Origin of the sequence: Nostoc sp. C057 (assembly GCF_013393925.1) — a bacterium.
GTDB lineage: Bacteria > Cyanobacteriota > Cyanobacteriia > Cyanobacteriales > Nostocaceae > Nostoc > Nostoc muscorum_A.
The window spans coordinates 4,014,097-4,040,493 of sequence record NZ_CP040281.1; the positions used below are offsets into that span (position 1 = coordinate 4,014,097).

A 26,397-nucleotide genomic window follows, 5' to 3' on the forward strand; every position below is an offset into this window, starting at 1 on the left:
GTTTTACAATTACACAACCTCAGTTAGAGAAGACTGTAATAACTGTCGCATAGATGTAGCCTGCACATGGTTAGGAAACACATTTAAAAAGTCATTTAAGTCGTGAATTGCTATACAGATACGCTCTGTAGAAGCACCTTGAGATAAGGTATACCGATATAACTGCTCTGCTGGTTGATAATATTGAGCAGCCAAATAGTAAAGAGCTAAGTTAAAGGCATTACGATAGTTTTGAGCATCTTTTTTGTAATGCTCTTTAGCAAGCTTGATGGCAACTGCTAGGTCAGTTCGTGCTTTGTCTGATTGGTTAAAGATTAAGTAAGTTAAAGCGCGATTATAGAAATACCAATCTCGGTTAGATTTTAAGTTGATAGCATGGCTAAAATCTGCAAGAGCTTCATTGTAACGCTTCAGCCTAAGATAAATCTCACCGCGATTTGCGATCGCCCAAGCAAATTTGGGGTTAAGTTCAATCGCGCGCTCAAAATCTTGTAGAGCTTCCTCATAACGGTTCATTAATTGGTAAGTTTCACCACGATTTGCGATCACCCAGTGGAGTTGAGGATTAAGTTCAGTAGCGCGGTCAAAATCTTGTAAGGCTTCTGCGTAACGTCCCATTAAGGAATAAATTAGACCCCGACATGCCATCGCCCAGTCGAGTTTGGGGTTAAGTTCAATGGTGCGGTCAAAATCTTGTAGGGCTTCCGCGTAACGCTTCATTAAACGGTAAGTTTCACCACGATGTGCGATCGCCCAGTCGAGTTTGGGATTAAGTTCAATGGCGCAGTCAAAATCTTCTAGCGCTTCTGGGTAACGCTCCATTGATTGATAAGTTTTACCGCGACTTGCGATCGCCCAGTCATATTTGGGGTCAAGTTCAATAGCACGGTCAAAATCTTGTAGGGCTTCTGGGTAACGCTCCATTAAGCGGTAAGTTTCACCGCGCCAAACTAAAGCAATTGGTTGCCATTTAACCTCAATTTTAGAATTCTGTAAAACTGCGGTAAACATTTCCAATGTAACTTGATAAAGGCTTTCTTCAAAAGCTTTTAAGCCATTCGCTAATTGTTCACTCCAACCCTGAACTTCAATAGAATCCACATCTTTACCAGCCTGAAGCATGGTTTCTGCATATTGTTGGGCAAAAATACTTTGATTTTTGAGTGCAGCAAGAAATCCATTGAGAGCTACAGATAAATTTCTTTGCGGTGACTGACATAAATTGTGGTACAACACATTTAATGTGTAACTTTGCCAGCTAGGATCTGGCTGTTTGTTCTCTTCCTCCAATTGCAGATCGTTCCGCAGGCTGTCATAATATTCTGCCAACTTCCCATGTATCTCAGCCCAGCCTTGCGGCGATGAAAGGCGCTTGTAGCGTAACATTTGAGTTTTCACAACATCATGATAAGCCCACCCGTCAGTACGTTCGTTGACAAAGGATGTTTCTTTGAGCCAAGTAAACAGTTCATCTGCTTCTTGTTCTCCTCTTAACTTAGCTATAACATCCCGATTCAAACACCGAGGAATGGCAGCATCGAGAGCAACTTGTCGCCGCTTGGGATCGTCAATCCATTTTAAAAAACGTTCTACAGCACTGCTGCTAGGCTCAATTACCTGGTTGGGGTCATTGGGATGAGCGTCTGCTAGCATTCCTACTAGTAGAGGTAAGTTTCCAGATAGGTGCAAAATCACTTCAATAATGCGATTGTCCGTAATGCCTTTGCGAGTTAGATATTGTTGGGCTTCTTCTTCTGTAAACGGTTCCAGAGGGAAACGAACTATTAGCCCCTCGTAAGGAGCCCAATGATTTTTATCTAATTCCTGCCGACCGGCGATGGTTATCAATATATTGAGAGATACTTCACCGTAGCGACCCTCCAAAATTTCCCGTAGCCAGTTATCTAGAAATTCTCCCGTGCGTTCATAAGTATCAATAAACAGAACAACAGCAGTTTTCTCAGCAATTTTAAAAATATCTTGCAAAAATAGCGGGGTCAGAACTTCTTCAGGTTCTTGAACTAAACGCACCTCGTCTTTATTTGTTATTTTCTTGGCAACATAAGATGCCCATTCTCCAGCTTGGGTAGCCAAAGCATTCTCATCTACAAAGTCAAATACAGCACCGCCAACGGGAACTCGACGCGCTAGACGCACACCAGTTTTTACCATAGTTTTTCCTACAAAAGCGGAAAAACCTTGAGGAGCTTCTGGATCAGTTTCTAATTCTTGGCGCTTTTGACGGTAAACTTTGTAGCGTTCTGTAAAGTGCGTTAGTTTATGACCTTGCCGTTCTAACTCCTCAGCTAAACGACCCATGACTTCTGGTATGGTTTTTTCAGCTTCATCGATGTAAGCCGAAATGATTTTTGCTTCGTCAGCAATTTTACGAAACTGTCGCAGTAGGGTACTTTTACCAACTCCGCCTTGACCCCAAACGTTATACAGAAAACGACGGCGATCGTCTTCTGGGGGTAATGCTAGATTTTGACGAAATTGGTTTACTTGGTCTTCACGACCCACAAAACCTGATTGCTGGCGCTGCTTAAGAATATCTTGTAGACTCTTGGGCTTGTTTTGTGGGTTCATTACAAGATTCAATTTTGAGGTGCTAGTGTTTACAGAAGAACTACTAAATATAGATGCTGTATTTCGGAATTTACTAAACTTTTTTTGGGTAATTTTTATGCGTTGACCTTCTGAGGCTCAATGTTGACCTTCTGAGGCTCGACGTTGACCTTCTGAGGCTCAATGTTGACCTTCTGAGGCTCGACGTTGACCTTCTGAGGCTCGACGTTGACCTTCTGAGGCTCGACGTTGACCTTCTGAGGCTCGACGTTGACCTTCTGAGGCTCGACGTTGACCTTTTGAGGCTTGATGTTGACCTTTTGAGGCTCGATGTTGACCTTCTGAGGCTCAAAAATTCCCTGGCGACTAGAAGTCGCGGCTACTAAAGTTATGCCCCTACAAATGATGTATATTTTAGCAAATTTGCAACTAGTATAATTGCTTATTGCAAACTTTAGCTAACTGGGACTTCGGATTGCTTTTTCTTAGAACGGCGGTTAAACCTGCGTCCCATCTCATCAATTACTGCATCTAAACCTGCGACATCACCGCTAGCTTTGGCATAGCTATAAACTGCTAATGCTGCTGCATACGCTTCACTAGCAGCAGTTATACAGGTATCATCCACCAATTCTTGCAGTTGCGTTAGAGACAACAGCACCGGATACAAGTCCTCATATATTTCCAAGTCCCGCCGCATTTCTTCTAAATCAAAGTAACGAGGCAAAAAGTTAGGATTTTGTGTTGCCACTTCTAAGGCTTTGCTGACAAAAGCCCGACTTTTATCTCCCATCTTCAGCATCGTTCGCCGATCTTCAGGGGTCAAATCTACCAAAAATGGTAACTTTTCTTTAATAGTAGCGATCGCCTGCATGACTGCTTCTTTATCTGCTGGGGCTAGGCTGGCACTGATGCGATTTTCTGCCATTTTTAATACTCCTTTAGGGTACTTGATTTCAGTATTCCCAAAGTTATATAGCTTTGCCTCAAATTTAAAATTAACAATTAAATACTACATAGAATCGAGCCGATGACGTAATTGGCTACTAAAAGCATCAATTACAGTGACGACTACCAAAAGCACTAGCATCATGGTTGTTGCTTTGGTGTACTCGAACCCGTCGATGTAACTTTTTAACTGAAAGCCAATACCACCTGCACCAACTACACCCAAGACAGAAGCAGCACGGATGTTGTACTCAAACATCCAAAAGGTGTAACCCAATCCCAGAGGTAGCACTTGCGGGAGAATGCCGTATTGAGCAATCTGTAACTTGGAGGCTCCGATAACTTCCAACGATTCAAGAGAACGCGGATCAACTGCTTCAATTGCCTGTTGATAAAATTTGGCAAGGTAGCCGATGGTGTAGATTCCCAAAGCTAAAGTTCCTGCTGGTGCGCCTAAGCCAGTGGCGGCAACAAAAATTAGCCCCAGAATAATTGAGGGGACAGAACGCACAGTATTTTGCAGTAAATTAGCTAGCGATCGCAACCACCCAGGCGCAACGTTGCTGGCGCTAGCTATAGCAATCGGTACAGAAAGAATTGCCCCAATGGTAGTTCCCCATAAAGACATCTGTACAGTTTCAATTAGTGCCTTAACTGCAATATCTAAAACTTTCCAATCGGGAGGAAATAACCGGGTAATAAAATCGGTGATGTATGGCCAGCTAGAACTTAGCAGTTCAAAATCGAGTTTGAGTCCTCGCAAAGCCCAACCATAAACTACGACAACAATTAATAAGATGAGTAGAGAACTCAGCCAAGGGTAGAAGCGTAAGCGTTTTGACTTAAAAAAGTAACTCATATTGTATTGAAGAAGAATTCAGTAGTCAGAATCCAGGAGTCAGAATGCAATACTGTTCGGTTAAGACGCGATAAATAGCCGTCTCTACAAAAGATTGATTATTGTAGAGACGGCGATTCATCGCGTCTTTTTTGGGAAATCAAATCCTACTCAAGCGGAAACTCTAGCAAATTGAGCTTGTAAGTTGTCACAAAGTCCTTGGTAAACGACGCGTCCAGCATCTAAGACGATCGCTTGCCCTGCATATTTTTCTGCGATTCCCAAATCGTGCAAAACTGCAACAATAGTCATACCTTGCTGAGTGTGCAATTCAGATAGAGTTTCCATGACTTGTTGCGATGCGACAACATCTAAGCCAGTGATGGGTTCATCAACTAAGAGAATTTGCGGTGATTGAATTAAAGTCCGAGCGATCGCTACTCGTTGTTGCTGTCCCCCACTTAATTGACTGGTTTTTTGAAAAGCTAACTCTCCCAGTCCTAACTGTTCTAATAAATTTAGTGCCAATAAGCGATCGCGTTTGGAAAATCCCAACAGTGTTTGCCAAGTTGTTCTTTTACCAAGGCATCCGCACAAGACATTTTCTAGTGCTGATAACTGCCGAATCAATCCGCCACCTTGAAATAACATCCCAACATCGCGCCGAATCTTTGGCAGTGTTCGGGAATTCATCTCAACATTATTGACGATGATTTCTCCTCTCACAGATGGCACTAGTCCAACTAGCGATCGCAGTAATGTAGATTTACCAGCACCGTTTAGGCCTAGCAAAACGACAAATTCACCGCGTTTAATCTGGCAATTAATCCCGTTGAGAATAGGACGATTTAGAGATGGAGCATAAGCTGTTTCTAGGTTATGACACTCAATAACATAATCATTCATAGAAATTTATTGAACAGAATTCAGGAGTCAGGAGTCAGGAATCAGAATCTGACTTTTCACGGCATCTGAAAAACCTCTCTCTAAATCTTTTTCCTAAAAGGAGAGAGACTTTGAATTTCCCCCTTCCCGCATTGGGAACAGGGTAGTTTCATACAACCAGAGAAAAACTAAAACTGGGTTTCAAAGCCTCTTGACCTTTCGGGGAGAGGTTTGGAGAGGGGTAAAAAGCCATGCCACAAAACAAGAAATAAAAACTTATGTATTTTTCTTTTTTCGTATGAAACCACCCTGCCCTTCCCGCATCGGGAAGGGTTAGGGGGTTAGATTTTTCGTGGACTTTTCCACATAACTTGAAAAGTCAGAGTCAGAATGGGCTAAACCTTAGCTATACGCTAACAGAATGAATTTTGACAGAAATTGCGGATAGCGCCGCGTCTCGTAGAGAATGTCAAGATTGTTAAGTTCTGAATTCTGAATTCTGAATTCTGAATTCTAAATTATGGTTCAATGCCAGCAATTTGCAGAGCGTCACGTATAGTTGCTAGGTGACGATCGTGGTTAATTCGCACTAATTCTGTGGAATTATACAAGTCGCTTAACAACTTATTATTTTGCGACTGATTTAATTTCAGTAAAGCGTTGATGATTTTTTCCCGTGTTGGGGCTGGAACATCATCATCAATGGCAATACCGTGGGCAGGTACACCAGTAATTTTGTGCAGAACCCGTAACTGACTCTTTTCTTCGGCGGTGATATAAGGTGGATTCAGAGCATATTCTGACACAACAGCCACATCAGCTTGACCGCGCACAACTGCTTGTAAGGCTTTGCTGTAATTGCCGCCATAAGAAACTTGACCAAAGAAATCATCTAAGCGATCGCGGTTGGGTACAAATTTTTGTTTGACCAACTCAGCGACAGGGATAATAAACCCAGAGCCAGAAGTAGGGGAAGTAAAAGCCATTTTTTTGCCCCGTAGTTGTTCTAAAGTAGCTTTAGCTGAATTTTGAGTTTTTAGGGGACTATTCTTAGGGACAACAAATGTTGAGCTATAGGTGTATCTTCCAGAATAAGTTGAACGAACTTCGGCTAGATACAAGCTGGCATTTGCTAATTGTTTTGCTTTCAAAGCTGGACGGCTACTTAAAAAAGCGACATCAGCCCGATTTGCTCTCAAAGCTTCTACAGCAGCTGTATCATCACCAACTTGGGCGACGACTGGAATTCCTAACTCTTTGGATAAAAAAGCTCCTACCGCATTTGCCTTATTTTGCAAGTCTGTAGAATCAGCACGACTGGGAAAAACTATTGTTAAAGTCTTCTGCCCTTGAGCAAGTAAGCGTGGTGTCTGTTGATTAGTGGTGGGGTTGGCGATCGTTGCCTGCATAGCCCCGACTGTGCTGACTACTAAACCTGTAAGTACTGCAAATGCTGCACCAGCACCCAATAAGCTCTTTTTCCTCACACTCATTTGCAACTCTCCATTAGGAAGTTTTCTCAGTTTTTTTGCTAATTAATTTTAATTAATCCCTAAAAAAGATTTATAGCTTTTAAGAAAAAAAGTCAATAAGAAAGCCTAGTTTATTTGGAGAGTTGTAGGCTTCTTGTGTGAGTGGATTGGCACTAACCGCTAATTACAGCGATCGCATCAATTTCTACCAACACATCTTTAGGTAAGCGCGATACCTGCACACAAGCCCGCGCTGGGGCTGTATTTTCCGGGAAATATTTAGCATAAATGGCATTCACCGCCGCGAAATCATTCATATCAGCTAGAAATACGGTGGTTTTCACCACATCTTCAAAAGTTGCTCCGGCTGCCGTGAGGATGGCTTCAAGGTTAGCTAATACCTGCTCAGTTTGCTTTTTGACATCATCAGTGTAGACGACATCACCAAGGCGGGGATCGATGGCAATTTGTCCAGCGATGAATACAAATTGACCAGAAGCTGCGATCGCTTGATTATAAGGGCCGACTGGAGCGGGTGCGTTATCAGTATTAATTACTTTACGGGTCATAGATATTACTTTCTCTAACGATGTTTCCTGTTTACCGATTTCCGCTTCAGCTGCGATCGGTTTGTAAATCTCTCCATCTGGCATTATCGCACCAGTTAGGTCTGCATCTTTAAAGGTTGCCCCATAGATATCTGCCCCAGTTAAATCAGCCCTTCTCAAATTTGCTCCATCCAAATTTGCCTTGGTTAAATTTGCCCATCGCAAATTGGCTTTTTCTAAATTTGCTCCTTGAAGAAATGCTTTTGTAAGGTTTGTACTTTGAAGAGATGCTGCTGTAAAATCTATATCAGCCAAATTTATGCCTGAGAGATCAACTTGGTGCAGGTTCGCTCTATGAAATATACTTCTTTGGAGTTTGGCACCTTGCAATATTGCCTCAGTTAAGTTAGCGAGAGTTAAATTTGATCCAATTAAGTACGCCTGACCCAAATCTGCCTTAGTTAGATTAGCTTTACTGAGATTAGCTTCAGCTAAAGAAGCCGCAGTCAGGTCTGCACTACTAAGATTTGCTCCACTTAAATCTGATGTATCTAGGTTTGCATAAATTAATTTTGCACTACTTAGGTCTACACCTGTCAGGTTTGCCTGTTCTAAGTTTGCATGATTCAAATTTGCACTGTTCAAAGTTGATCGACTTAAGTCAGCACCATTGAGGTCTGCCCAATAAAATATTGCTGAAGAAGCACTTACTGAATTTAATTTTGTATCTATTAGAGACGCTTTAGTGAGATTTGTACTATTAAGTTTTGCTTGGGTTAAGTTTGCTCCACTTAAATCAACTCCAGTCAAATTTGCACTAGTTAGGTCTATTTCACTGAGGTCTGCACCTTTGAGATTTTCTTGACTCAAATTTACTGAATGAAATTTCCGTTCCCCTGCGGCGTATTTCTCCAACAGTTCCTCAGCGTCCATAATGCACCTTTGAATACCACTGACACAGTATAATCACAAAAACTTTGTGTCACAGGTATTCCTCTCCTCTTCTCTCTGCGCTCTCTGCGCCTCTGTGGTTCGTCCCTCTTACCCCAACCTCGGACGTATCCCAGAATGCCGATACCGCCAATAATCGCGCAGAATGCGATCGTGGTCAAAACATAAATTCCCCGGCACACACCAATACTCAAAAATTCCTACACCCTTGGCATCATCCCCAGCCTTTGGTTCCCCCGTAGCTGTCGCCAAAAACACGATGCTAATCGTATGCTGACGCGGATCGCGATTGGGGTCAGAATACACCAGTAATTGTTCAACTAATTCCACCTGCAAACCCGTTTCTTCCTCAGCTTCTCGCCGGGCCGCCACTTCCACGGCTTCCCCATAATCTACAAACCCACCAGGAATAGCCCAACCTAAAGGTAGATTATGTCTTTCAATTAACACTATTGGCCGATGAGGTCGATCTACTAGTTCAATGATGATATCAACTGTCGGTGCAGGATTTCGGTAAGTCATATTTATGAGTCATTGGTCATTAGTCATTGGTCATTAGTCATTGGTCATTGGTTATTCACAAAGGACAAATGACAAAAGACAAATGACAATCAAAATGAGTTTACTTGATTTACCGTGCAAATACTGTTCCGTGATAAATTCGATGCAATCGCGTAGCGTGTGCATCAAACAATTGCTCTCTCTCATAATTCAGGTTACTTATGCCTTTTCCTAGATCCAGTGGTATTTTGCTGCATCCTACATCCTTTCCTAGTCGATTTGGCGTTGGAGATTTAGGCTTAGAAGCCTATCGCTTTATTGATTTTCTCAAAGATACCCATCAACAATATTGGCAAGTTTTACCCCTAGGCCCCACTGGATATGGTAATTCCCCGTATATGTGCTACTCGGCAATGGCAGGAAATCCCCTGCTGATTAGCCCAGAAAAACTACGAGATGAGGGTCTGCTATCTGAAGAAGACTTTGCTCATTTACCAGGATTTCCGGTAGAAAAGGTAGACTTCGACCAGGTTGTGCCAATTAAGATTGGGCTACTTAAAAAAGCCTGTGAAAACTTTAGAGCCAATGCTACGCCTATCCAGCAGAAAGAGTTTGAAGGTTTTTGCGACAGTAAAGCCTACTGGCTAGAGAATTACGCCTTATTTATGGCACTGAAAGATGCCCATAATGGTGCAAGCTGGCATACATGGGAAGCAGAATTTGTCAAACGGAAACCCGAAGCATTAACTCAAGCAGAGGATCGGCTCAAGGGAGATATTTTTTATTACAAGTTCGTCCAATTTGAGTTTTTCCGGCAGTGGTCAGACCTGAAAAGCTACGCCAATATGCGCGGTATTGACATTATCGGCGATATCCCTATTTACGTATCTCACGATAGTGCTGACGTGTGGGCACATCCCGACATCTTTTGCTTAGACGAAGAGACTGGAGAAGCTGCTCAAATGGCGGGAGTCCCACCAGATTACTTTAGCGCCACCGGTCAATTGTGGGGCAACCCAGTTTATAACTGGGAGGAATTGCAAAAACAAGACTTTAAATGGTGGGTGCAACGCTTTGAAGCAATGCTAGATTATGTCGATATAATTCGCATTGACCACTTCCGGGGCTTCGAGGCATATTGGTCAGTACCCAAAGGCGAAGAAACTGCCATGAATGGCGAATGGGTGGAAGCGCCTGGAGACGCTTTTTTTGCAGCGATTAGGGAGAAGTTGGGCAAGCTACCCGTCTTGGCAGAAGATTTGGGAGTAATTACACCAGAGGTAGAAGCGCTCCGAGACAAGTATGAATTTCCTGGAATGAAGGTTTTGCAGTTTGCCTTTGGTTCTGATCCCGGTAATCCATTCTTACCATTCAATTACCCGCGAAATGCTGTAGTTTATACCGGCACTCACGATAATGACACAACTGTAGGCTGGTTCAATTCAGCTAATGATAACGAAAAGCATAACTTATGGCTTTATTTAGGTTCTATTAGTCCTGAGGGCATCCAGTGGGATTTAATTCGCCTAGCTTTGAGTTCTATAGCTAATCAAGCGATTATTCCCTTGCAAGATGTTTTGGGATTAGGAAACGAAGCGCGGATGAATTTTCCTAGTACTGCTGAGGGTAACTGGGGGTGGCGCTATCAAGCAGAAGCGTTGAGAGATGAATTACGCGATCGCTTAAAAGTTCTTACCAGACTTAATGGACGCGCGCCCCAAGAAAATTAAGGAGTAGAGAGATAAGGGAGACAAGGGAGACAAGGAAGAGGGAGGTGTAAATGCCTCCTTGTCTTCCTTGTCCTCCTCATGCCTCTCATCTCCCCTAGTCTTTTTATTGTCTGCGAGACGCTTCCCTATAAGGGTAAAATTTTAAATTTATTTCTCCCTTATCTCAAAACATTAGGCTTGGCAGCAATCCTAACTTCTTCCTCTTTCCCTGGCTCTCCCATTTCTTTAGCTTTCTCCTGATTGACGCTCATCAACACACCACCAGCATTATCAGTTTTCACTGTCAGTTGCTCTTGAGCTTTCCAAATCCGGTGAGTTCCCTCTGGAAGAATACCCTCAAACTCGGTTTTACCATCGGCTATGACGCGAATCCAAGATGACGCTTTCAAAGTGACACCAATTTGTACAACCTGTCCCTCTTGTCCGCCGTCAAGGGGATTACTGACAGGTTGAACTTTTAGGGAATCTTTTGGTTGGATTGGCTCTGGGTTAACAAGGGATTTTTGTTTTGGGTATATTTGGTTTTGGCTATTACTTGCTTGTAGTACCGCGTTATTTAGTAGCTGAGATAAGCCATTTACAGAGCATACGATTAGCAATATGTAAAGAAAGTAAAGATGAATCGGACGTAGTTGATTAATGGGTGAAGGATTCCCCATACCTTGAGGATTTAATTGTGCAGAACTGATTGGAAAAGTGCCAGAAAATTCTACTCCATTCAAGCCTAGAGCATCGGCGAATTGCCTGATCAAACCCTGAATATAGACTGGTTCTGGGAGATCGTTTATATTACCTTCTTCGATCGCCTGCAATAATCGTTGAGGAATTCTGGTTAATACAACCACTTGCTCTAGAGATAAGCCCTTTTCTTGACGCAAAGCCCAAAGTTGAGCGCCCAATTCTGCCAACTTTTCGGTTCGTTGTTGCTCTATTGAAAGCGATGGCTGGTGATTATTCTTCTTTCTTAGCCATTTCATGCCTACTGACACTCCTTAACTCCACTGAATCTTTAATAGGTTGCGTTATCTGATCTTGCAAAAAGCGAATTTCATGATCGTTGAGGGAACGATATTTACCCTCTGACAATAAGGGTTCTTTGGGAGTTTGTAATTGAATTGGGCCGATAGCAGTTCGATGCAGCTTGATTACTGGGTATCCTAACTGTTGAGCTATCCGGCGGATTTGGCGATTTCTTCCCTCCTGCAACACTATTTCTAAAAAGCTTTGTTCGGCACGATGTTCTATTAGGTGTACCTTAGCAGCTCTGGTTTTTCTACCCTCTAACACCACACCCTCACGCCACATTTGCAGTACTGCTTCTGGGGGATGTCCTTTGACCAAAACATGATATGTCTTGGAAATACTGTGGCGGGGATGGGTTAGTCCAAATGTCAGATTTCCGTCATTTGTGAGGATTAATGCTCCCGTTGAGTCTGCATCTAAACGCCCAACTGGGTGAATACCTGAACCCTCCCGTAATTTTTTCGGTAGTAAATCCAGGACTGTTGTTCTTCTGTGAGGGTCGTAGCAAGTCGAAACTACTCCCGCAGGTTTATGTAGCAATAGATATATTAAAGCCGGACGCTGCTTTTCGGATACAGTTTTACCATCAATTGCGATCGCATCTTTTTGGGGATCAACCTTTTGACCCAAATGTGCCAATACCCCATTGATTTGCACCCGTGAGTGCCTAATCATTTCTTCAGCTTCACGACGTGAGGCGATGCCCCATTGAGCAAGAATTTTTTGTACCCGTTCCTCCATCTGGAATTACTTATTTACTGTTAACAATTAAATGATATTTGCATTTTGTAGCGAGTAGGCATAAATGTTACATTTAAGACTTGTTTAATTTCTGTCCAGCTGTTGAGCAAATACTCATAAACAGATTGCTTAGATGCCAGAGCAAAATTCTCAAACGACAAATGCAAATAAAATCCGCATAATTACGCAGGTACTCACAAAAGCCCTAAAGCTCTGGTTAAGAGCGCAAGTAAGCCAAATATCAGAATTAGAAGTGGAGATCAAAGCAAGCGATCGCCAACTTCTCTCTGGGCGTATCCCCTTGGTATCTATTTTTGCTACTCATGCAGTTTATCAAGGTCTCCTAATTACACAAATTCAATTAACGGCAGAAAATATTCAGATAAACATTGGTTCCGTACTTAAGGGAAAGCCATTACGACTGTTAGAAACAGTATCAGTGTTTGGCGATTTGATCGTAGACGAGAATGATTTGAATACTTCTCTCTCATCTGACTTATTATCAACTGCTTTGAGCGATTTGCTGGTTAAAGTTTTACCAACAAATTTCCCCAAGTCACAACCAATAAACTGGCAAGAAATTATCCTTGGTAACAATCAAATTATACTGCGAGGCACCAGAGTAACCAATACAGAAACAATGCCTCTAGAGATTTGTCTGGGCGGCTTACAGTTACTTAGTGGGCATGAGTTGCAACTGACACAAATAAAAATTAAACCCCACGAGGGAGATATATTAGACGACAATCATGAGTACAATCTGGATCTTGGCTCAGATGTCGATATCCAAGAACTAACGTTGATCCCAGGTAAACTGGTGTGTCGAGGGCAGATTAACGTTAATCCTTAGATCGTGAAAAATTAAAAAATAGTAATACCCTATTTTAAATGACGTAGCGCCTCTCAGGGGATGAGGAGAACAAGAGCAAAAGGGTCAGGGGACTCAAACCTAGGTGAAATCCCATACATAAATCTAGTGGCTTGAAACCCTTGTGGAAGTTCTAATTGCACCATCTCTCCCCCTGCTCCCCCTGCTCCCTTCCCCCTGCCTCTTTTGAACTCAACTCAAAAGCTTATAGTAGCGGCAACAGTAGTGTCACAAAATAATAAACCAAAGGTGCTGTGAAAATATAACTATCAGTACGGTCTAAAATACCACCGTGACCGGGAATTAATTGTCCAGAATCTTTGACTCCAGCATCACGCTTGAGCATAGACTCGGTAAGATCCCCTAAAAGACTAGCAATGCCAATCAACAAACCCAATGCTAAACCAGTCAACAAGGATCTGGGCAAGTGGAGATAATAGGCTCCTGCTATGGCTACAGCAACACTTGAAGTAATGCCAAATACAGCACCTTCTACAGTTTTCTTCGGGCTAATCTCAGACAGACGGGTTTTCCCAAAGAATTTGCCAATGGTGTAAGCACCAATATCGGCTGCCCAAATACACAAAAAAGTCAGCATTGTTGCTGTAAAACCTTGTGGTAAAGAAGCAGAACTTGCTTTTTCCCAGAAGTCTGCCCAGGTTGTAGGCCAGTAACCCCCTAAAGGTAGATTGCTAAAAACAGCACTATCAATTGCTCGTAATCGCACCCAGTAACTCGGCAAATAACCTACGTAAAATAGCCCCATTATAGAAGCAGAAACATCAGCGATCGTGGCAAATTTGGGCTGAAATAACAGGTAAAAACAGATAAGTGTGCCAGCTAAGGGCATCACAGCGTCAGCTAAACTGCCATCAATGGTACAAATTACTAGCAAAACTAGGCTGACAAGCATAGTGGTTTTAGCGGCGGGAGCGATGCCTCTGGCTCGCACCAAATTAAAATATTCCTGTTGACCCAAAAAGATGACAACCGCAAACATGATGGTAAAGTACCAGCCACCCAAAAGGGTAACAGAAAGAGCAAGAGCGATCGCAACAATTCCACTAATAATCCGAGACCAAGGCATAGAAGTATTAAATATTGGGCATTGGGAATTGGGAATTGGGCATTGGGCATTGGGCATTGGGTATGGGGCATTGGGTATGGGGCATTGGGTATGGGGCATTGGGCATGGGGTATTGTCAATAATCAATAGTTCTTCTTCCCCTGCTCCCCCTGCCTCCCCTGCTCTCTACTCCCCCTTCCCCATTCCCCATTCTCTAATCCAGTTTCTCACCACTGAGGATAAAAATGGGATCAACGGCAGTAAAGGTTTGAGAAAAGCCGCGCGTTTCTAAGCGGTTAACCGCAGACTGAACAACTTCGATATTTCTAGCCCTTAACAGAGAAAAGGTTTGAGAAATAGCATACAGACTTTCTAGATTAGCAGCTGTAGCTACAACCCGACCGGATGGTGGCAAATAATGCCATGCTGCTTGCAGAATATCCTGGATAGGTCTTCCTCCCTCAATACAAACGCGGTGAGGAGCAACTTTGAGGTCATGTAAACACTCTGGGGCGCTACCTTCAATGACTTCGACGTTTTTCACTTCAAAGCGATCGCAGTTCCGCTTGATCAGATTAGCTACTTCTTCATCCCTTTCTATAGCAATAATTTGACCCTTTGGACACAATAGCCCAACTTCTACGGGAATTGTACCTGTCCCTGCGCCAATATCCCACAATACAGAATCTGATGTTAGCCGCAGTTGGGCAATTAACAGTAGCCGGACTTCTCGCTGACTCAGTGGAATTCCTGGCAAATGCTCGAACAGTTCATCAGGAATACCAGGGGTAATATAAGGCCAAAGTTGGGAGGGCATAGAATTACGCAATTATACTAAAGATATGGATTTGCCGAAATTGAAAAGTCATAAGCTATAAAAACTTTTCAAACGTAGCATTATAAGAAACCATAATGATTGGTGAAATATTAGGCGAACGCTATCAAGTTCAGCAGCTATTAGGCAAGAAAGCAGGGCGACGGACGCTTGTAGCTCGTGATTGGAACACTCAGGAATTAGTTGTTATTAAGTTACTCTCTTTTGATGGTGACTTTGAATGGGATTCACTCAAGCTGTTTGAGCGAGAAGCTGAAACTCTAAAATCTTTGTCACATCCCTTAATACCTCGCTATTTAGACTATTTTGAGGTAAATTCACCCACCATCAAAGGATTTGCCCTAGTACAAAGTTATATCCCAGCACAAACTTTAGAGCAATACGTCCAATCTGGCCGGACTTTTACCGAAGTAGAAGTCAAAGAGATAGCCAAAGCACTTTTAGAAATTCTCATTTATCTACATGGGTTATATCCGCCTGTTATCCATCGTGATATTAAGCCTAGCAATATTTTATTGGGAGAGCGTTCTGGTAACAGTGTTGGTCAAGTTTACCTAGTAGATTTTGGCTCGGTGCAAACTGTCCTTGCTACAGAAGGTGGAACTAGGACTGTGGTGGGAAGCTATGGGTATATGCCACAGGAGCAATTTGGCGGACGCACGGTTCCGGCTTCTGATCTTTATAGCTTAGGTGCAACTTTAATTTATTTAGTGACGGGTACTCATCCAGCCGATTTACCCCAAAAGGATTTTCGTATTCAGTTTGAACAGGTGGCTAATGTAAGTCCTGAATTGACTCGCTGGTTGCAGCAAATGACTGAACCCAGTTTAGAAAGGCGTTTTAATTCTGCTGCTGGTGCAATGTCTACGACGGGCTCCGCCTACGCAGCTTTAGACAAACCACAAACGACAAACTTGCCTACTTTGGTTGTAGGTAAACCAGATGGGAGTAAGATTCAACTAACCAAAAATGGGGATTCTCTAGAAATTATCGTTCCACCATCTGGTTTTGATCCATCAATAGTATTTACAGGTTTATTTGCGATCGTCTGGAATTCATTTATCCTCTTTTGGACAATTGGCGCACTCTCTATTCCTTTTCCTGTCAACATCCCCTTTGCTTTGTTCTCACTTCCTTTTTGGGGTGCTGGCTTTCTCATGGTGTATAAACTTCTCTTTCATTTATGTGGACGCATCTGCTTACGCCTGAATGCAGAACAAATTACCCTAAGTTGGGAGTTGTTTAGTTGGAAATTTTATCGCCCCCGTGCATCGTCAAGGCAAAGTATTAGTAAGTTAGTTTACATTCCCAAACATTTTACTAAAAATTCTGATGGCACTAGAATTGCCGTTCCAGCAGAATTATATATTTGCTCAGGAGTACAAAAATATCAGCTTGGTGGAAACGATATCGGTATTAAATCCGAAGTAGAACTTGAATGGTTAGCTCATGAATTAAGTGATTGCTTGGGTTTGCCAATTACCAAGCCAATGGGAAGTTAGTTGAGTTAGCGATCGCTTTGTTCAAAAATAATAGGAACCTTTACGCGGTTTCTCTGTCCTGAAACGCAATCCCTAGCATAATCTTCCCTACTTCTTTACCTCTTGTTTGCCCCTAAATAATCAGATTTGAGCCATCAATGTCTATATTTAATTAGAGATGCCTTAGAGGAAATTTATATGTTTGGACTAGGATGGCCAGAAATCGCTGTAATTACCATAGTCGCTATTCTAATTTTTGGCCCTAAAAAAATTCCCGAGTTAGGCACTGCACTAGGCAAAACCCTACGAGGTTTTAAGGAGGAGATGAAAACCCCCAGTGATGAAACTAATTCAGAAGAAGAAAAACAATAGTCAATAGTCAAGAGTCAAGGCTGAAAAACTTTGAAATGCTGAACTTGAGACTCTTGACTGTTGACTACAGTAGTGTATTGACTACAGAAGAAGGTGCGATTCCATTTTGGGAATCCGCGATCGCTGTGCCAGTATTTTGTTGATGTGTCTCTTCCTTGGCTAAACCACGCAGCTTAATTAACTTGATAGCCCTAGTCACGCTTTCTGGTAGAATCACCACCAGGCTGTTATCAGGAGCCATGTCTAAGCCTTTATTAATCGCTTGGGTTTCATCCAAAATTGATTCATAGCGGCTATCAGGCTTCACTTGGGTAATGCCTTGAATAATCAATTGGGCGGCTGAACCCCGTAAACGTCCCCGTGTGTCATCGTCTTCTTTGACAATGATGTAGTCAAAAATTTGTGCTGCTAATTTGCCCAAAGTAACAAAATCTTCGTCGCGGCGATCGCCCGGGCCACCAATTACGCCAATCCGTTGTCCTGTAGTCCAGTTCCGTACAAAGGAACCTACAGCTTCATAACTAGCTGCGTTGTGAGCATAGTCTACTAAAGCGTGGTAGTTGCCTAAATTAAATAAATTCATTCGTCCCGGCGTTTGACTAACTGAAGCCCGGAAAGTCTTCAAACCAGAGCGAATCTGCTCAATTGTGACGTTTTGCACGAATGCTGCCAAACTTGCAGCTAAAGCGTTGGCAATCATAAACGGCGCACGTCCGCCCATTGTTAAAGGTATATTTTCTGCTCTTTCTATCCGATGTGTCCAATCACCTTTAACAATTGACAAATAGCCACTTTCATAGACTGCGGCTACTCCACCCTTTTGGATGTGCTTTCGCACCAATTCCGAGTCGGGATTCATGGTGAAGTAAGCAATATTAGCCTTAGTCTTTTCTGACATAGCGGCGACGCGATGATCGTCGGCATTAAGTACCGCATAGCCATCAGGGAATACGGCTTCCGCTACTACACTCTTGAGGTTAGCTAATTGCTCAATAGTCTCTATATCGCCTATTCCTAAGTGGTCGGCGGCTACATTTAATACTACTCCCACATTCGCGGCTTCAAAGCCCAATCCAGAGCGGAGAATGCCACCGCGAGCGGTTTCCAGTACCGCTACTTCTACTGTGGGATCTTGGAGGATGACGTGGGCACTTTGGGGACCTGTGTTGTCGCCAGCTTCCACTAAGTAATCACCGATATATGTTCCATCGGTTGTAGTATATCCGACTACTTTTCCAGTCTGTTTATAAATATGTGCTAGTAGTCGGGTAGTAGTGGTTTTGCCATTAGTACCAGTAATACTGAGGATAGGAATTTGGCTAGATTGCTCGTTGGGAAACAGCATATCCATCACTGCGCCAGCGACGTTGCGGGGAATACCCACGCTTGGGGCAACGTGCATCCTAAAGCCGGGAGCGGCGTTAACTTCAACAATTACGCCATCGACTTCCCGCAGGGGACGGCTAATATCCGTGGTGACGATATCGAGTCCGGCGATATCCAAACCGATAATCTTGACTACCCGTTGTGCCAACCACAGATTTTCTGGGTGAATTTCATCGGTACGATCTACGGCGCTACCACCTGTACTTAAGTTGGCTGTTGCCCTGAGATAACAAATAGTACCCTTGGGTGGAACGCTATTTAGGGTATAGCCTTGCCTTTCTAAGAGTTGGTAGCTGGTGCGATCTAGTTCAATCTTGGTCAGGACGTTATCATGTCCTTCACCGCGATTTGGATCGAGGTTTGTTTCCTCAATCAGTTCGGAGATGGTGGATCTGCCATTGCCAATAACGTGAGCCGGTACGCGTTCGGCTACTGCGACTACTTTGCCATTTACCACCAATACTCTATGGTCACGCCCAACGTAATATCTTTCGACAATAATTGATCGAGAAACCTGTCTAGCTGCTTCGTAGCCGGCTTCGGCTTCTTCCCAAGTTCTGATGTCAATGGTGATCCCACGTCCATGATTGCCATCCAAGGGCTTGAGAACGATGGGATAGCCGCCAACGTATTCAATGGCTTGTTCTAAATCGTCTAAGAAGTTGATCACTGTACCTCTGGGTACTGGCGCACCTGCTGCCGCGAGGATGCGTTTAGTGGCTTCTTTGTCGCAAGCTAGTTCTACACCCAGAATGCTGGTGTTGTCTGTCATTGTGGCTTGCATCCGCTTCTGGTTCACGCCATAGCCTAGCTGAATCAAAAAGCGGGCTTCTAGAGACATCCAGGGAATACCTCTTTTTTCTGCTTCTTTGATGATTGCTTCAGTGGAAGGGCCCAAGGAAGCATCACGGGTGAAGTCTTTCAGGTCTTGGATATCTTGCTCTAGTTCTGCCTTGGGATAACGGCCTCGATCGATGATACTCTGGCACAGGCGCACTGCGGCTCGTCCAGCGTAGCGTCCTGCTTCTTCATTCTGGTATTCAATTACTACTTGATAAATTCCGGGTGTGGCAGTTTCGCGGGTGCGACCAAAGCCGACGTGCATACCAGCTAATTCCTGGAGTTCTAAAGCTACATGTTCTACGATATGGCCGATCATCGTGCCTTCTTTGACTCGCATCAAAAAACCACCACGACAGCCAGGCGAACAATAATGACCCTCCAGACTCGGCAGCGCCTCAACTAGTCCTTCATAAAAGCCTGGGATTTCATTCGAGGGCGTCTCGGCAAGGGTTTCTAAATCGAGGCGCATGACGATCAGCTTGTGGCGTCGAATGCTCCAATAGTTTGGGCCGCGTAAGGTCTGGATCTTGAGGATTCTCATGGGAATAGGTAGATGGAGATTCGGAACCAAAATTCTAGTTTCTTACTGTAATTGACCGCTAAACTGTTCGTTGCAAACAGTTTTTTCTTTTTACATAGTATTCTCATCATTTTTCTACAACAAGAAATAAATGTGCGGTCAACCGATTTTGGATTTTAGATTTATGATTTTGGATTAAAAGAGACAATTAGGGTACTTAGCTCTGGTAATTTTAGATTTACGATAGCGTAGCGTCAACGAGTCATCGAGGGGTTTTTAGATTTGTTTTACCCACTTTCTGGCGGCATCTGCCGAAAAGCTCTCTTAATCTAAAATCCGTCTTGAAAAGTTTACTAGGTCGGGAAACCTTCCTTACAACTTTTCGCAAAATCCAAAATCTAAAATTTGTGGTCAACTCAGTGTAACCTCAGATACTCTATCCCGTCAGCTGGAGATCCGGTGTACAGCAGGCAATACAGTGCGCTGGTACAGGTGGAAGCGATCGCCGTAGCTGAGGATATGGAGACGTAAATTATGTACGGTTAATGGTTCATTAGCACCAACATGGGGTTCGTTGGTGTGGGTGGCTTCAGTGGGATCGACAATAGTAACACTGCCTTTACCCATAACTTGTAACCAACCATCACGTTCAAACACTGCACAAGTATCTTCGTCAATGCCAATACCTAAGCGATCGGGGTGAGCAGCGATCGCACTAATCAACCGCCCCATCCGATTCCGGTTGTGAAAATGTTGATCAACAATGACTTCAGGAATAAATCCCAAACCCGTTGCCATATCTACTAGGGAACGATTTGGCGACTCTCCACTCCCGCCGCCAGCAATCATGTGATGCCCCATCACTGCCGCTCCTGCACTGGTGCCTGCTAACGTCAGTTGCCCTGCCCTAACCCTCTGCCGAATAATTTCCATTGCTGGCGTATCTGCCAATACGCCACAGAGACGCAGCTGATCTCCTCCTGTCAAAAATACCCCACTACAGGCTTCTAAGGATGCTTTGATTTGAGAGGCTTCACACTGTTCGCGTTCGCGGATGTCTAAAATCTCTACCTTTTGGGCACCCATTTCTTCAAAAATGCGAATGTACCGACCACCAATGATGGCGGGTTCGCGAGAGGCAGATGGAATAATTGTAATATAAGCCTTACTAGCACCGGCACGTCCAAAAAAAGTTCGTAGGATTTCGCGCCCATGAACTTTGTCTTCTGCGCCTCCGATAACCAGAACGGCGGTTTTAGTTGCTTGGGGTGTCCTCATTTCTAGCGATTTAGCTTGTAATTGCGGCATTTTGTTTCTCCTGTCAACAACTTCAGGTGAATTTAACAAGGTTCAGAAGGCTGATGATTTTTGCGCTTTGCAACTTTCGAGAGGACACTTTGTGGAAGTTTTGAAACTGGGCAGCCACTCTCTGAATTCTCGCTTAACGCTCGCGTTGCCTCAGTCTAAACGTGTTTGTTCCCATTCCTCAAAGCCAGGGCCTTGTTTTTCACCTGTCCACTTGCAGCAGGGCAAAATAGTCTTTAGGGGGCTAGATTCCCCCTCTGGGGCTAGGGACGAGCAGGTAAGACTACGCTTTTTTCTGAGGCTGGCTCGATGCATCCTGGAAGTTGTTAACTTGATATGATTATTAATTTAAATGTACTTGTGACAACATTTAAACATAAATTAAGTAATTAGAAAAACTTTTGATCCCATCTAAAATCCAAGAGGTCTGGTAGTTTTAGATACTATTGATAAAGTTTAACTGGAGTTTGACTCGACCTTGGCTTGGCGGTGTTTGCTAGACATCCAAATTTAAGATTAGTGTCCTTGAATACGAATAACTGTGCGCTTTGATATAGTTACACTTTTTCCTGACTGTTTTAACTCTGTTCTCAATTCTGGATTACTGGGCAAAGCCTTAGCCAAACAGATTGCCGAAGTGCATCTGGTTAATCCACGGGACTTTACCACTGATAAGCACCGAAAGGTGGATGATGAACCCTACGGCGGCGGCGTTGGGATGCTAATGAAGCCAGAACCGATTTTTAACGCCGTGGAGTCGCTGCCGATTCTGCCCCGAAGAGAAATAATTTTGATGAGTCCACAGGGTCAAACAATTAATCAACCTCTTTTGAAAGAATTGGTGACAAATTATGACCAGCTAGTAGTTATTTGTGGGCATTACGAAGGAGTCGATGAGCGAGTGCTGCATTTGGTAACTCGGGAAGTATCTCTAGGCGATTTTATTCTGACTGGCGGAGAAATTCCAGCAATGGCTTTGATTAATGGTGTAGTGCGACTAATACCAGGAACCGTGGCCAAAACCGAGTCCCTCACAGCAGAAAGTTTTGAGGAAGGGTTATTGGACTATCCCCAATATACTCGTCCTGCTAATTTTCGCGGTTTGAAAGTGCCTGATGTCTTACTCAGTGGGAATCATGCAGCGATCGCCAAGTGGCGTTACGAACAACAAATTCAGAAAACCCGCGATCGCCGCCCTGATCTTCTAGAGGAATGGAAGCAGGGAAGCAGGGGGGCAGGGGAGCAGGGGAGGCAGGGGGAGAATAATAATTCCTAACTCCTAACGAATGACAAATGACAAATGACAAATGACAAATGACAAAAATTCGTATTGGTAACGGCTACGATATCCATCGATTAGTGAGCGATCGCGCTTTGATTTTGGGTGGAATTAAAATTCCCCATGAACTGGGTTTATTAGGACACAGTGACGCTGATGTATTAACGCACGCGATTATGGATGCCATGCTTGGGGCATTATCTTTGGGGGATATTGGTCATTATTTTCCACCTAGCGATCCCAAATGGGCGGGAGCAGATAGTTTAGTACTATTAACTCAAGTACATCAACTGATTCGGGATCAAGGCTGGCAAATAGGAAATATTGACTCGGTGATAGTAGCAGAACGTCCCAAATTAAAGCCGCATATTCACACTATGCGCGACAAGCTAGCGGCGATTTTAGAATTAGAACCAAATCAAATTGGCATCAAAGCTACCACTAACGAAAAATTAGGCCCTGTTGGACGTGAGGAAGGTATATCTGCTTATGCTGTTGTCTTGCTTTTGAAAGAATAAAAATTATGAAATATTCGACAATCTTTCACATAATTAAGCGTTTTTGCTTACCAATAATTCTGGCTTCGGCAACAGCAATTACAGTTACCGCGTGCAATCCATCTAACTTTAAAACCGCAGCTGCACAAGTTCCACAGTTAGTTGTTTCTACTACGAGTGACCCTAAAACCTTTAACTACGCTCTCATCCAAGAATCTCCCAATATTTCTGGTTTCACTTATGAAGCATTAGCGACTCAAAACGGAATAACTAAAGAAATTGAGCCAGCTTTGGCTGAATCTTGGGAAATTTCCCCAGACAAACTGCGGTTTGTCTTTACCTTGCGAGAAGGATTGAAGTGGTCGGATGGTAAGTCATTAACAGCCGATGATGTCGTTTTCTCTTTTAATGACATCTACATGAACAAGCGCATTCCCACTTATATCCAAGATGCTCTCAAAATTGGGAGCAGTAAGACTTTTCTCAAAGTCCGCAAAGTCGATGAACGCCGAGTAGAATTTATTCTGCCAGAACCGTTTGCTCCTTTTTTGCGATCGATTGCAGCAGGGGTAGGAATACTACCAGAACACGCCCTGCGTGCAGCAGTGGAAGCGAAAAACTCTGACGGTAAGCCAGTGTTTATGTCCACTTGGGGAACCGACACAGATCCGAAAAAAATTATTGTTAATGGCCCTTACGCAATCGAGAGTTATTCAACCAATCAACGCTTAACATTTCGGCGCAATCCTTACTACTGGCGCAAAAAAGATGCACAAGGAAAACAACTGCCATATATTGAGCGTGTAATTTGGCAAATTGTGGAATCGCCTGATACAGCTTTGCTGCAATTTCGTTCTGGAGGGTTAGATTTACTAGAAATTGGGCCTGGAAATTTTCAATTGCTCAAGCGTCAAGAAAAGCAGGGTAACTTTACTATTAAAAATGCTGGGCCTGACTCTGGGACAAGTTTTATAACTTTCAATCTCAACAAAGGTAGTCGCAATGGCAAACCTGTTGTAGATCCTATTAAGTCCCGAATTTTTAACAACGTTGCTTTTAGACAGGCTGTCGCCTACGCTATTGATCGCCAAACGATGATCAACAATACTTTGCGGGGATTAGGTGAACCACAAGACTCTCCAATTTCTGTTCCCAGTCCCTATTATTTCTCTCCCAAAGAAGGTTTAAAAACTTATGATTACAATCCAGAAAAAGCTAAACAAATTTTATTGGGAGCAGGATTTAAATATGATGATAAAGGTCAACTTTTAGACGCGGATGGTAATCGAGTCCGCTTCACAATGATGGGTGTTGCTGGTAATAGACCAACAATTACACCGAAAATCCAACAGGATCTCGGCAAGATAGGCATTAAAGTTGATTTACAATTTCTTGACTTTAGTATTATTGGAGAAAAAATTTCTAACACCCTAGATTGGGAATGTTGGTATGGAGCTATCACTGGTGGTATTGAGCCACAAGATGGTTTCAATGTCTGGTCTGTAGAAGGTAACTTTCATGTATTTAATCAGAAAGCTCAAGCCGGACAATCCCCAACAGTAGGTTGGAAAGCTACCGATTGGGAGCAGAAAATTGAAGACCTCTACATCCAAGGGGCAAGAGAATTCGATGAAACAAAACGCAAAGCTATCTATGCAGAAACCCAACAACTCTCACAAGAGTATCTGCCTTTTATTCATCTATTTAATTCCTTAGCTTTAGTAGCCGTGCGTAATACCATTGAGAACGTAAAATACTCAGCGATAGGAAGTTACAATTGGAATATTTATGAACTCAAAGTAGTAGAAGCTAAAAAAACTAGTTAATTTTCATGTGTTATCAAAACTAAACTTCATCATATCAAATTCGCTTAAAGACTTATAAGACCTGTAGGTTGGGTTGATGAACTATTTGTGCATTAAAAGTATGAAATTTTTTAGCAAAATATTTCTGGTAATTAAACGTTTTTGGTTGCCAATAATTCTGACTTCAGCAACAGCACTTACACTTATCGCCTGCAACCCCGCTAACTTCAAAAGTGTAGCTGCTCAAGTGCCGCAATTGGTAAGTGCCATTCTCAGTGATCCTAAAACTTTTAATTATCCTCTCAGTCAGGAGTCTCCGAATGTTTTTCCTTTGATTTATGAAGGATTAACTACAGAAAACCCTATAACTGGCAAAATCGAGCCTTCTTTAGCGGAATCATGGGAAATTTCTGAGGACAAATTACGGTTTGTTTTTACCCTACGCCAGGGATTGAAATGGTCTGATGGGCAGCCTTTAACAGCAGATGATGTAGTATTTACCTTCAACCAAATTTATTTTAACGAAGCGATTCCCGCAGATGCTAGAGATGTGCTACGGATTGGTGAAAGTCGGGCATTGCCAAAGGTACGAAAAATTGATGCTCAACGAATTGAATTTACAGCTCCAGAACCATTTGCACCGTTTTTAGGAGCTTTAGGAGTGCCAATTTTACCTGCCCATACTCTAGAACCATTTGTCAAGACAAAAGACCAAGAGGGTAAGCCAATATTTTTGTCAAAATGGGGCGTTGATACTCCTCCAGATCAAATTATTGTTAATGGCCCTTACAAGCTAGAGCGCTACGATACAAGTCAGCGTGTAGTATTTAGGCGCAACCCCTACTATTGGCGCAAAGGGCCTAAAGGAGAGTCCCAACCTTATATTGAAAGGATTGTGTGGGAAATTGTGGAATCAACCGATACCTCCTTGCTGCAATTTCGTTCTGGCGGGTTAGATACTGTGGGAGTCTCACCAGATTATTTTTCTTTGCTAAAGGTGCAAGAAGAACAGGGGAATTTCAAAATTTTCAATGGTGGTCCAGCAACAGGTACAACGTTTGTTTTCTTTAATTTAAATAAAGGTAAAAGGGATGGAAAACCCCTGGTTGATCCAATAAAATCGCGTTGGTTTAATACTGTAGAGTTTCGACAGGCAGTAGCTTATGCGATTGACCGACAAACAATGATTAACAATACTTTTCGTGGTTTGGGTAAACCCCAAAATTCACCCATTTCCGTGCAAAGCCCTTATTATCTGTCGCCTGAACAAGGACTAAAAGTTTATAACTACAATACAGAAAAGGCGAAAGAACTGTTACTAAAAGCAGGATTCAAATATAACGAAAACAACCAATTAATAGATGCTCAAGGAAACCGTGTCCGCTTCTCATTGCTCACCAATGCTGGTAACAAAATCCGTGAAGCAATTGGGTCGCAGATTAAACAAGACCTGAATAAAATTGGTATTCAAGTTGATTTCACACCTCTGGCATGGAATACTTACACAGATAAGCTGTCAAACTCATTAGATTGGGAAGTTTCTATGCTGGGTTTGACTGGTGGTTTAGAACCAAATGATGGGGCTAATGTCTGGTCGCCCGAAGGTGGATTGCACATGTTTAATCAGAAACCGCAAGCAGGACAAAAACCGATTCAAGGTTGGGAAGTGGCTCCTTGGGAAGCAAAAATTGCTAAGTTATACATTCAAGGGGCAAGGGAATTAGACACAACCAAGCGAAAAGAAATTTATGCAGAAACCCAGCGAATTACTCAAGAGAATTTACCCTTTATTTACTTAGTTAACGCTTTGTCAATGTCAGCAGTGCGTAATCGCTTTGAAGGTATTCAATACTCTGCACTGGGTGGTGCATTCTGGAACATTCATGAAATAAAAGTAACGGATTAGTTATTAGTCAGTGGTTAGTGGCAAGAATA

At 43.0% G+C, this 26,397-nt stretch carries 21 protein-coding genes; 8 read left to right on the forward strand and 13 right to left on the reverse strand.

What is annotated here, in order from left to right; all coding sequences use genetic code 11:
- Positions 1-9: 9 nt before the first annotated feature.
- The 7 genes from FD724_RS17240 to FD724_RS17270 all read right to left on the reverse strand — a co-directional run bounded on the left by FD724_RS17240 (position 10) and on the right by FD724_RS17270 (position 8,732).
- Positions 10-2,589 (reverse strand): tetratricopeptide repeat protein, encoded by a 2,580-nt coding sequence (locus tag FD724_RS17240; RefSeq protein WP_179073463.1) that lies wholly within the window; start codon positions 2,587-2,589, stop codon positions 10-12.
- A gap of 433 nt (positions 2,590-3,022) precedes the next feature.
- Positions 3,023-3,496: a hypothetical protein gene (locus FD724_RS17245; RefSeq protein WP_179073464.1), complete on the reverse strand. Its 474-nt coding sequence runs from the start codon at positions 3,494-3,496 to the stop codon at positions 3,023-3,025.
- Positions 3,497-3,580: 84 nt separating this feature from the next.
- Positions 3,581-4,375 (reverse strand): phosphonate ABC transporter, permease protein PhnE, encoded by a 795-nt coding sequence (gene phnE / locus FD724_RS17250; protein ID WP_179073465.1) that lies wholly within the window; start codon positions 4,373-4,375, stop codon positions 3,581-3,583.
- 150 nt (positions 4,376-4,525) lie between these two features.
- Positions 4,526-5,260, reverse strand: a complete 735-nt coding sequence (locus FD724_RS17255) for a phosphonate ABC transporter ATP-binding protein (RefSeq protein WP_179073466.1) — start codon at positions 5,258-5,260, stop codon at positions 4,526-4,528.
- 497 nt (positions 5,261-5,757) lie between these two features.
- A complete protein-coding gene (locus FD724_RS17260) occupies positions 5,758-6,732 on the reverse strand; it encodes a phosphate/phosphite/phosphonate ABC transporter substrate-binding protein (protein WP_114084468.1) in 975 nt (324 codons plus the stop codon).
- A 152-nt stretch (positions 6,733-6,884) separates the two neighbouring features.
- Positions 6,885-8,192, reverse strand: a complete 1,308-nt coding sequence (locus FD724_RS41705; RefSeq protein ID WP_179073467.1) for a Rid family detoxifying hydrolase — start codon at positions 8,190-8,192, stop codon at positions 6,885-6,887.
- Between the two features lie 108 nt (positions 8,193-8,300).
- Positions 8,301-8,732 (reverse strand): NUDIX hydrolase, encoded by a 432-nt coding sequence (locus FD724_RS17270; RefSeq protein WP_179073468.1) that lies wholly within the window; start codon positions 8,730-8,732, stop codon positions 8,301-8,303.
- 200 nt (positions 8,733-8,932) lie between these two features.
- Between FD724_RS17270 and malQ the strand changes: the two genes are divergently transcribed.
- A complete protein-coding gene (gene malQ / locus FD724_RS17275; protein WP_179073469.1) occupies positions 8,933-10,441 on the forward strand; it encodes a 4-alpha-glucanotransferase in 1,509 nt (502 codons plus the stop codon).
- 158 nt (positions 10,442-10,599) lie between these two features.
- Here the strand turns inward: malQ and FD724_RS17280 are convergent, their stop codons facing one another.
- Together FD724_RS17280 and FD724_RS17285 are read right to left on the reverse strand one after the other, a co-directional pair.
- On the reverse strand, positions 10,600-11,418 hold the full coding sequence (locus tag FD724_RS17280) for a RodZ family helix-turn-helix domain-containing protein (RefSeq protein ID WP_179073470.1): 819 nt from the start codon (positions 11,416-11,418) through the stop codon (positions 10,600-10,602).
- Positions 11,393-12,205 (reverse strand): pseudouridine synthase, encoded by an 813-nt coding sequence (locus FD724_RS17285; protein ID WP_179073471.1) that lies wholly within the window; start codon positions 12,203-12,205, stop codon positions 11,393-11,395. Before FD724_RS17285 ends, FD724_RS17280 begins: the two co-directional genes overlap by 26 nt.
- Positions 12,206-12,338: 133 nt before the next feature.
- Here FD724_RS17285 and FD724_RS17290 point away from each other — a divergent pair, with 133 nt between their 5' ends.
- A complete protein-coding gene (locus FD724_RS17290; RefSeq protein WP_179073472.1) occupies positions 12,339-13,055 on the forward strand; it encodes a DUF2993 domain-containing protein in 717 nt (238 codons plus the stop codon).
- 223 nt (positions 13,056-13,278) lie between these two features.
- Here FD724_RS17290 and FD724_RS17295 read toward each other — a convergent pair whose 3' ends face one another.
- Together FD724_RS17295 and cbiT are read right to left on the reverse strand one after the other, a co-directional pair.
- Positions 13,279-14,160 carry a phosphatidate cytidylyltransferase gene (locus FD724_RS17295; RefSeq protein ID WP_114084476.1) on the reverse strand — a complete coding sequence of 294 codons (882 nt, stop codon included), beginning with the start codon at positions 14,158-14,160 and terminating at the stop codon, positions 13,279-13,281.
- Between the two features lie 193 nt (positions 14,161-14,353).
- Positions 14,354-14,956: a precorrin-6Y C5,15-methyltransferase subunit CbiT gene (gene cbiT, locus FD724_RS17300; RefSeq protein ID WP_114084477.1), complete on the reverse strand. Its 603-nt coding sequence runs from the start codon at positions 14,954-14,956 to the stop codon at positions 14,354-14,356.
- Between the two features lie 95 nt (positions 14,957-15,051).
- Here cbiT and FD724_RS17305 point away from each other — a divergent pair, with 95 nt between their 5' ends.
- Together FD724_RS17305 and tatA are read left to right on the forward strand one after the other, a co-directional pair.
- Entirely contained in the window at positions 15,052-16,476 is a 1,425-nt protein-coding gene (locus FD724_RS17305; protein WP_179073473.1) for a serine/threonine-protein kinase, read from the forward strand.
- 177 nt (positions 16,477-16,653) lie between these two features.
- Complete coding sequence (gene tatA / locus FD724_RS17310; RefSeq protein WP_012412063.1) at positions 16,654-16,827, forward strand: twin-arginine translocase TatA/TatE family subunit; 174 nt, start codon at positions 16,654-16,656, stop codon at positions 16,825-16,827.
- 64 nt (positions 16,828-16,891) lie between these two features.
- Here the strand turns inward: tatA and cphA are convergent, their stop codons facing one another.
- Both cphA and FD724_RS17320 read right to left on the reverse strand, forming a co-directional pair.
- Positions 16,892-19,597 carry a cyanophycin synthetase gene (cphA, locus tag FD724_RS17315; protein ID WP_114084480.1) on the reverse strand — a complete coding sequence of 902 codons (2,706 nt, stop codon included), beginning with the start codon at positions 19,595-19,597 and terminating at the stop codon, positions 16,892-16,894.
- 423 nt (positions 19,598-20,020) lie between these two features.
- Positions 20,021-20,884, reverse strand: coding sequence for a cyanophycinase (locus FD724_RS17320; protein ID WP_012412065.1), 864 nt, complete (start codon positions 20,882-20,884; stop codon positions 20,021-20,023).
- A 538-nt stretch (positions 20,885-21,422) separates the two neighbouring features.
- On the opposite strand from FD724_RS17320, the gene trmD reads away from it, so the two are divergent.
- From trmD to FD724_RS17340, 4 genes are all read left to right on the forward strand, one after another.
- On the forward strand, positions 21,423-22,157 hold the full coding sequence (trmD, locus tag FD724_RS17325; protein ID WP_179073474.1) for a tRNA (guanosine(37)-N1)-methyltransferase TrmD: 735 nt from the start codon (positions 21,423-21,425) through the stop codon (positions 22,155-22,157).
- 38 nt (positions 22,158-22,195) lie between these two features.
- On the forward strand, positions 22,196-22,678 hold the full coding sequence (gene ispF, locus FD724_RS17330; RefSeq protein ID WP_179073475.1) for a 2-C-methyl-D-erythritol 2,4-cyclodiphosphate synthase: 483 nt from the start codon (positions 22,196-22,198) through the stop codon (positions 22,676-22,678).
- A 5-nt stretch (positions 22,679-22,683) separates the two neighbouring features.
- Positions 22,684-24,483, forward strand: a complete 1,800-nt coding sequence (locus FD724_RS17335) for an ABC transporter substrate-binding protein (protein WP_179073476.1) — start codon at positions 22,684-22,686, stop codon at positions 24,481-24,483.
- 100 nt (positions 24,484-24,583) lie between these two features.
- Positions 24,584-26,368 carry an ABC transporter substrate-binding protein gene (locus tag FD724_RS17340; RefSeq protein ID WP_179073477.1) on the forward strand — a complete coding sequence of 595 codons (1,785 nt, stop codon included), beginning with the start codon at positions 24,584-24,586 and terminating at the stop codon, positions 26,366-26,368.
- Positions 26,369-26,397: the final 29 nt, after the last annotated feature.

Excerpts from the sequence above, each read along its gene's own strand:
- FD724_RS17240 (WP_179073463.1), bottom strand. The coding sequence starts at position 2,589 with ATGAACCCACAAAACAAGCCCAAGAGTCTACAAGATATTCTTAAGCAG.
- FD724_RS17245 (WP_179073464.1), bottom strand. The coding sequence starts at position 3,496 with ATGGCAGAAAATCGCATCAGTGCCAGCCTAGCCCCAGCAGATAAAGAA.
- phnE (WP_179073465.1), bottom strand. The coding sequence starts at position 4,375 with ATGAGTTACTTTTTTAAGTCAAAACGCTTACGCTTCTACCCTTGGCTG.
- FD724_RS17255 (WP_179073466.1), bottom strand. The coding sequence starts at position 5,260 with ATGAATGATTATGTTATTGAGTGTCATAACCTAGAAACAGCTTATGCT.
- FD724_RS17260 (WP_114084468.1), bottom strand. The coding sequence starts at position 6,732 with ATGAGTGTGAGGAAAAAGAGCTTATTGGGTGCTGGTGCAGCATTTGCA.
- FD724_RS41705 (WP_179073467.1), bottom strand. The coding sequence starts at position 8,192 with ATGGACGCTGAGGAACTGTTGGAGAAATACGCCGCAGGGGAACGGAAA.
- FD724_RS17270 (WP_179073468.1), bottom strand. The coding sequence starts at position 8,732 with ATGACTTACCGAAATCCTGCACCGACAGTTGATATCATCATTGAACTA.
- malQ (WP_179073469.1), top strand. The coding sequence starts at position 8,933 with ATGCCTTTTCCTAGATCCAGTGGTATTTTGCTGCATCCTACATCCTTT.
- FD724_RS17280 (WP_179073470.1), bottom strand. The coding sequence starts at position 11,418 with ATGAAATGGCTAAGAAAGAAGAATAATCACCAGCCATCGCTTTCAATA.
- FD724_RS17285 (WP_179073471.1), bottom strand. The coding sequence starts at position 12,205 with ATGGAGGAACGGGTACAAAAAATTCTTGCTCAATGGGGCATCGCCTCA.
- FD724_RS17290 (WP_179073472.1), top strand. The coding sequence starts at position 12,339 with ATGCCAGAGCAAAATTCTCAAACGACAAATGCAAATAAAATCCGCATA.
- FD724_RS17295 (WP_114084476.1), bottom strand. The coding sequence starts at position 14,160 with ATGCCTTGGTCTCGGATTATTAGTGGAATTGTTGCGATCGCTCTTGCT.
- cbiT (WP_114084477.1), bottom strand. The coding sequence starts at position 14,956 with ATGCCCTCCCAACTTTGGCCTTATATTACCCCTGGTATTCCTGATGAA.
- FD724_RS17305 (WP_179073473.1), top strand. The coding sequence starts at position 15,052 with ATGATTGGTGAAATATTAGGCGAACGCTATCAAGTTCAGCAGCTATTA.
- tatA (WP_012412063.1), top strand. The coding sequence starts at position 16,654 with ATGTTTGGACTAGGATGGCCAGAAATCGCTGTAATTACCATAGTCGCT.
- cphA (WP_114084480.1), bottom strand. The coding sequence starts at position 19,597 with ATGAGAATCCTCAAGATCCAGACCTTACGCGGCCCAAACTATTGGAGC.
- FD724_RS17320 (WP_012412065.1), bottom strand. The coding sequence starts at position 20,884 with ATGCCGCAATTACAAGCTAAATCGCTAGAAATGAGGACACCCCAAGCA.
- ispF (WP_179073475.1), top strand. The coding sequence starts at position 22,196 with ATGACAAAAATTCGTATTGGTAACGGCTACGATATCCATCGATTAGTG.
- FD724_RS17335 (WP_179073476.1), top strand. The coding sequence starts at position 22,684 with ATGAAATATTCGACAATCTTTCACATAATTAAGCGTTTTTGCTTACCA.
- FD724_RS17340 (WP_179073477.1), top strand. The coding sequence starts at position 24,584 with ATGAAATTTTTTAGCAAAATATTTCTGGTAATTAAACGTTTTTGGTTG.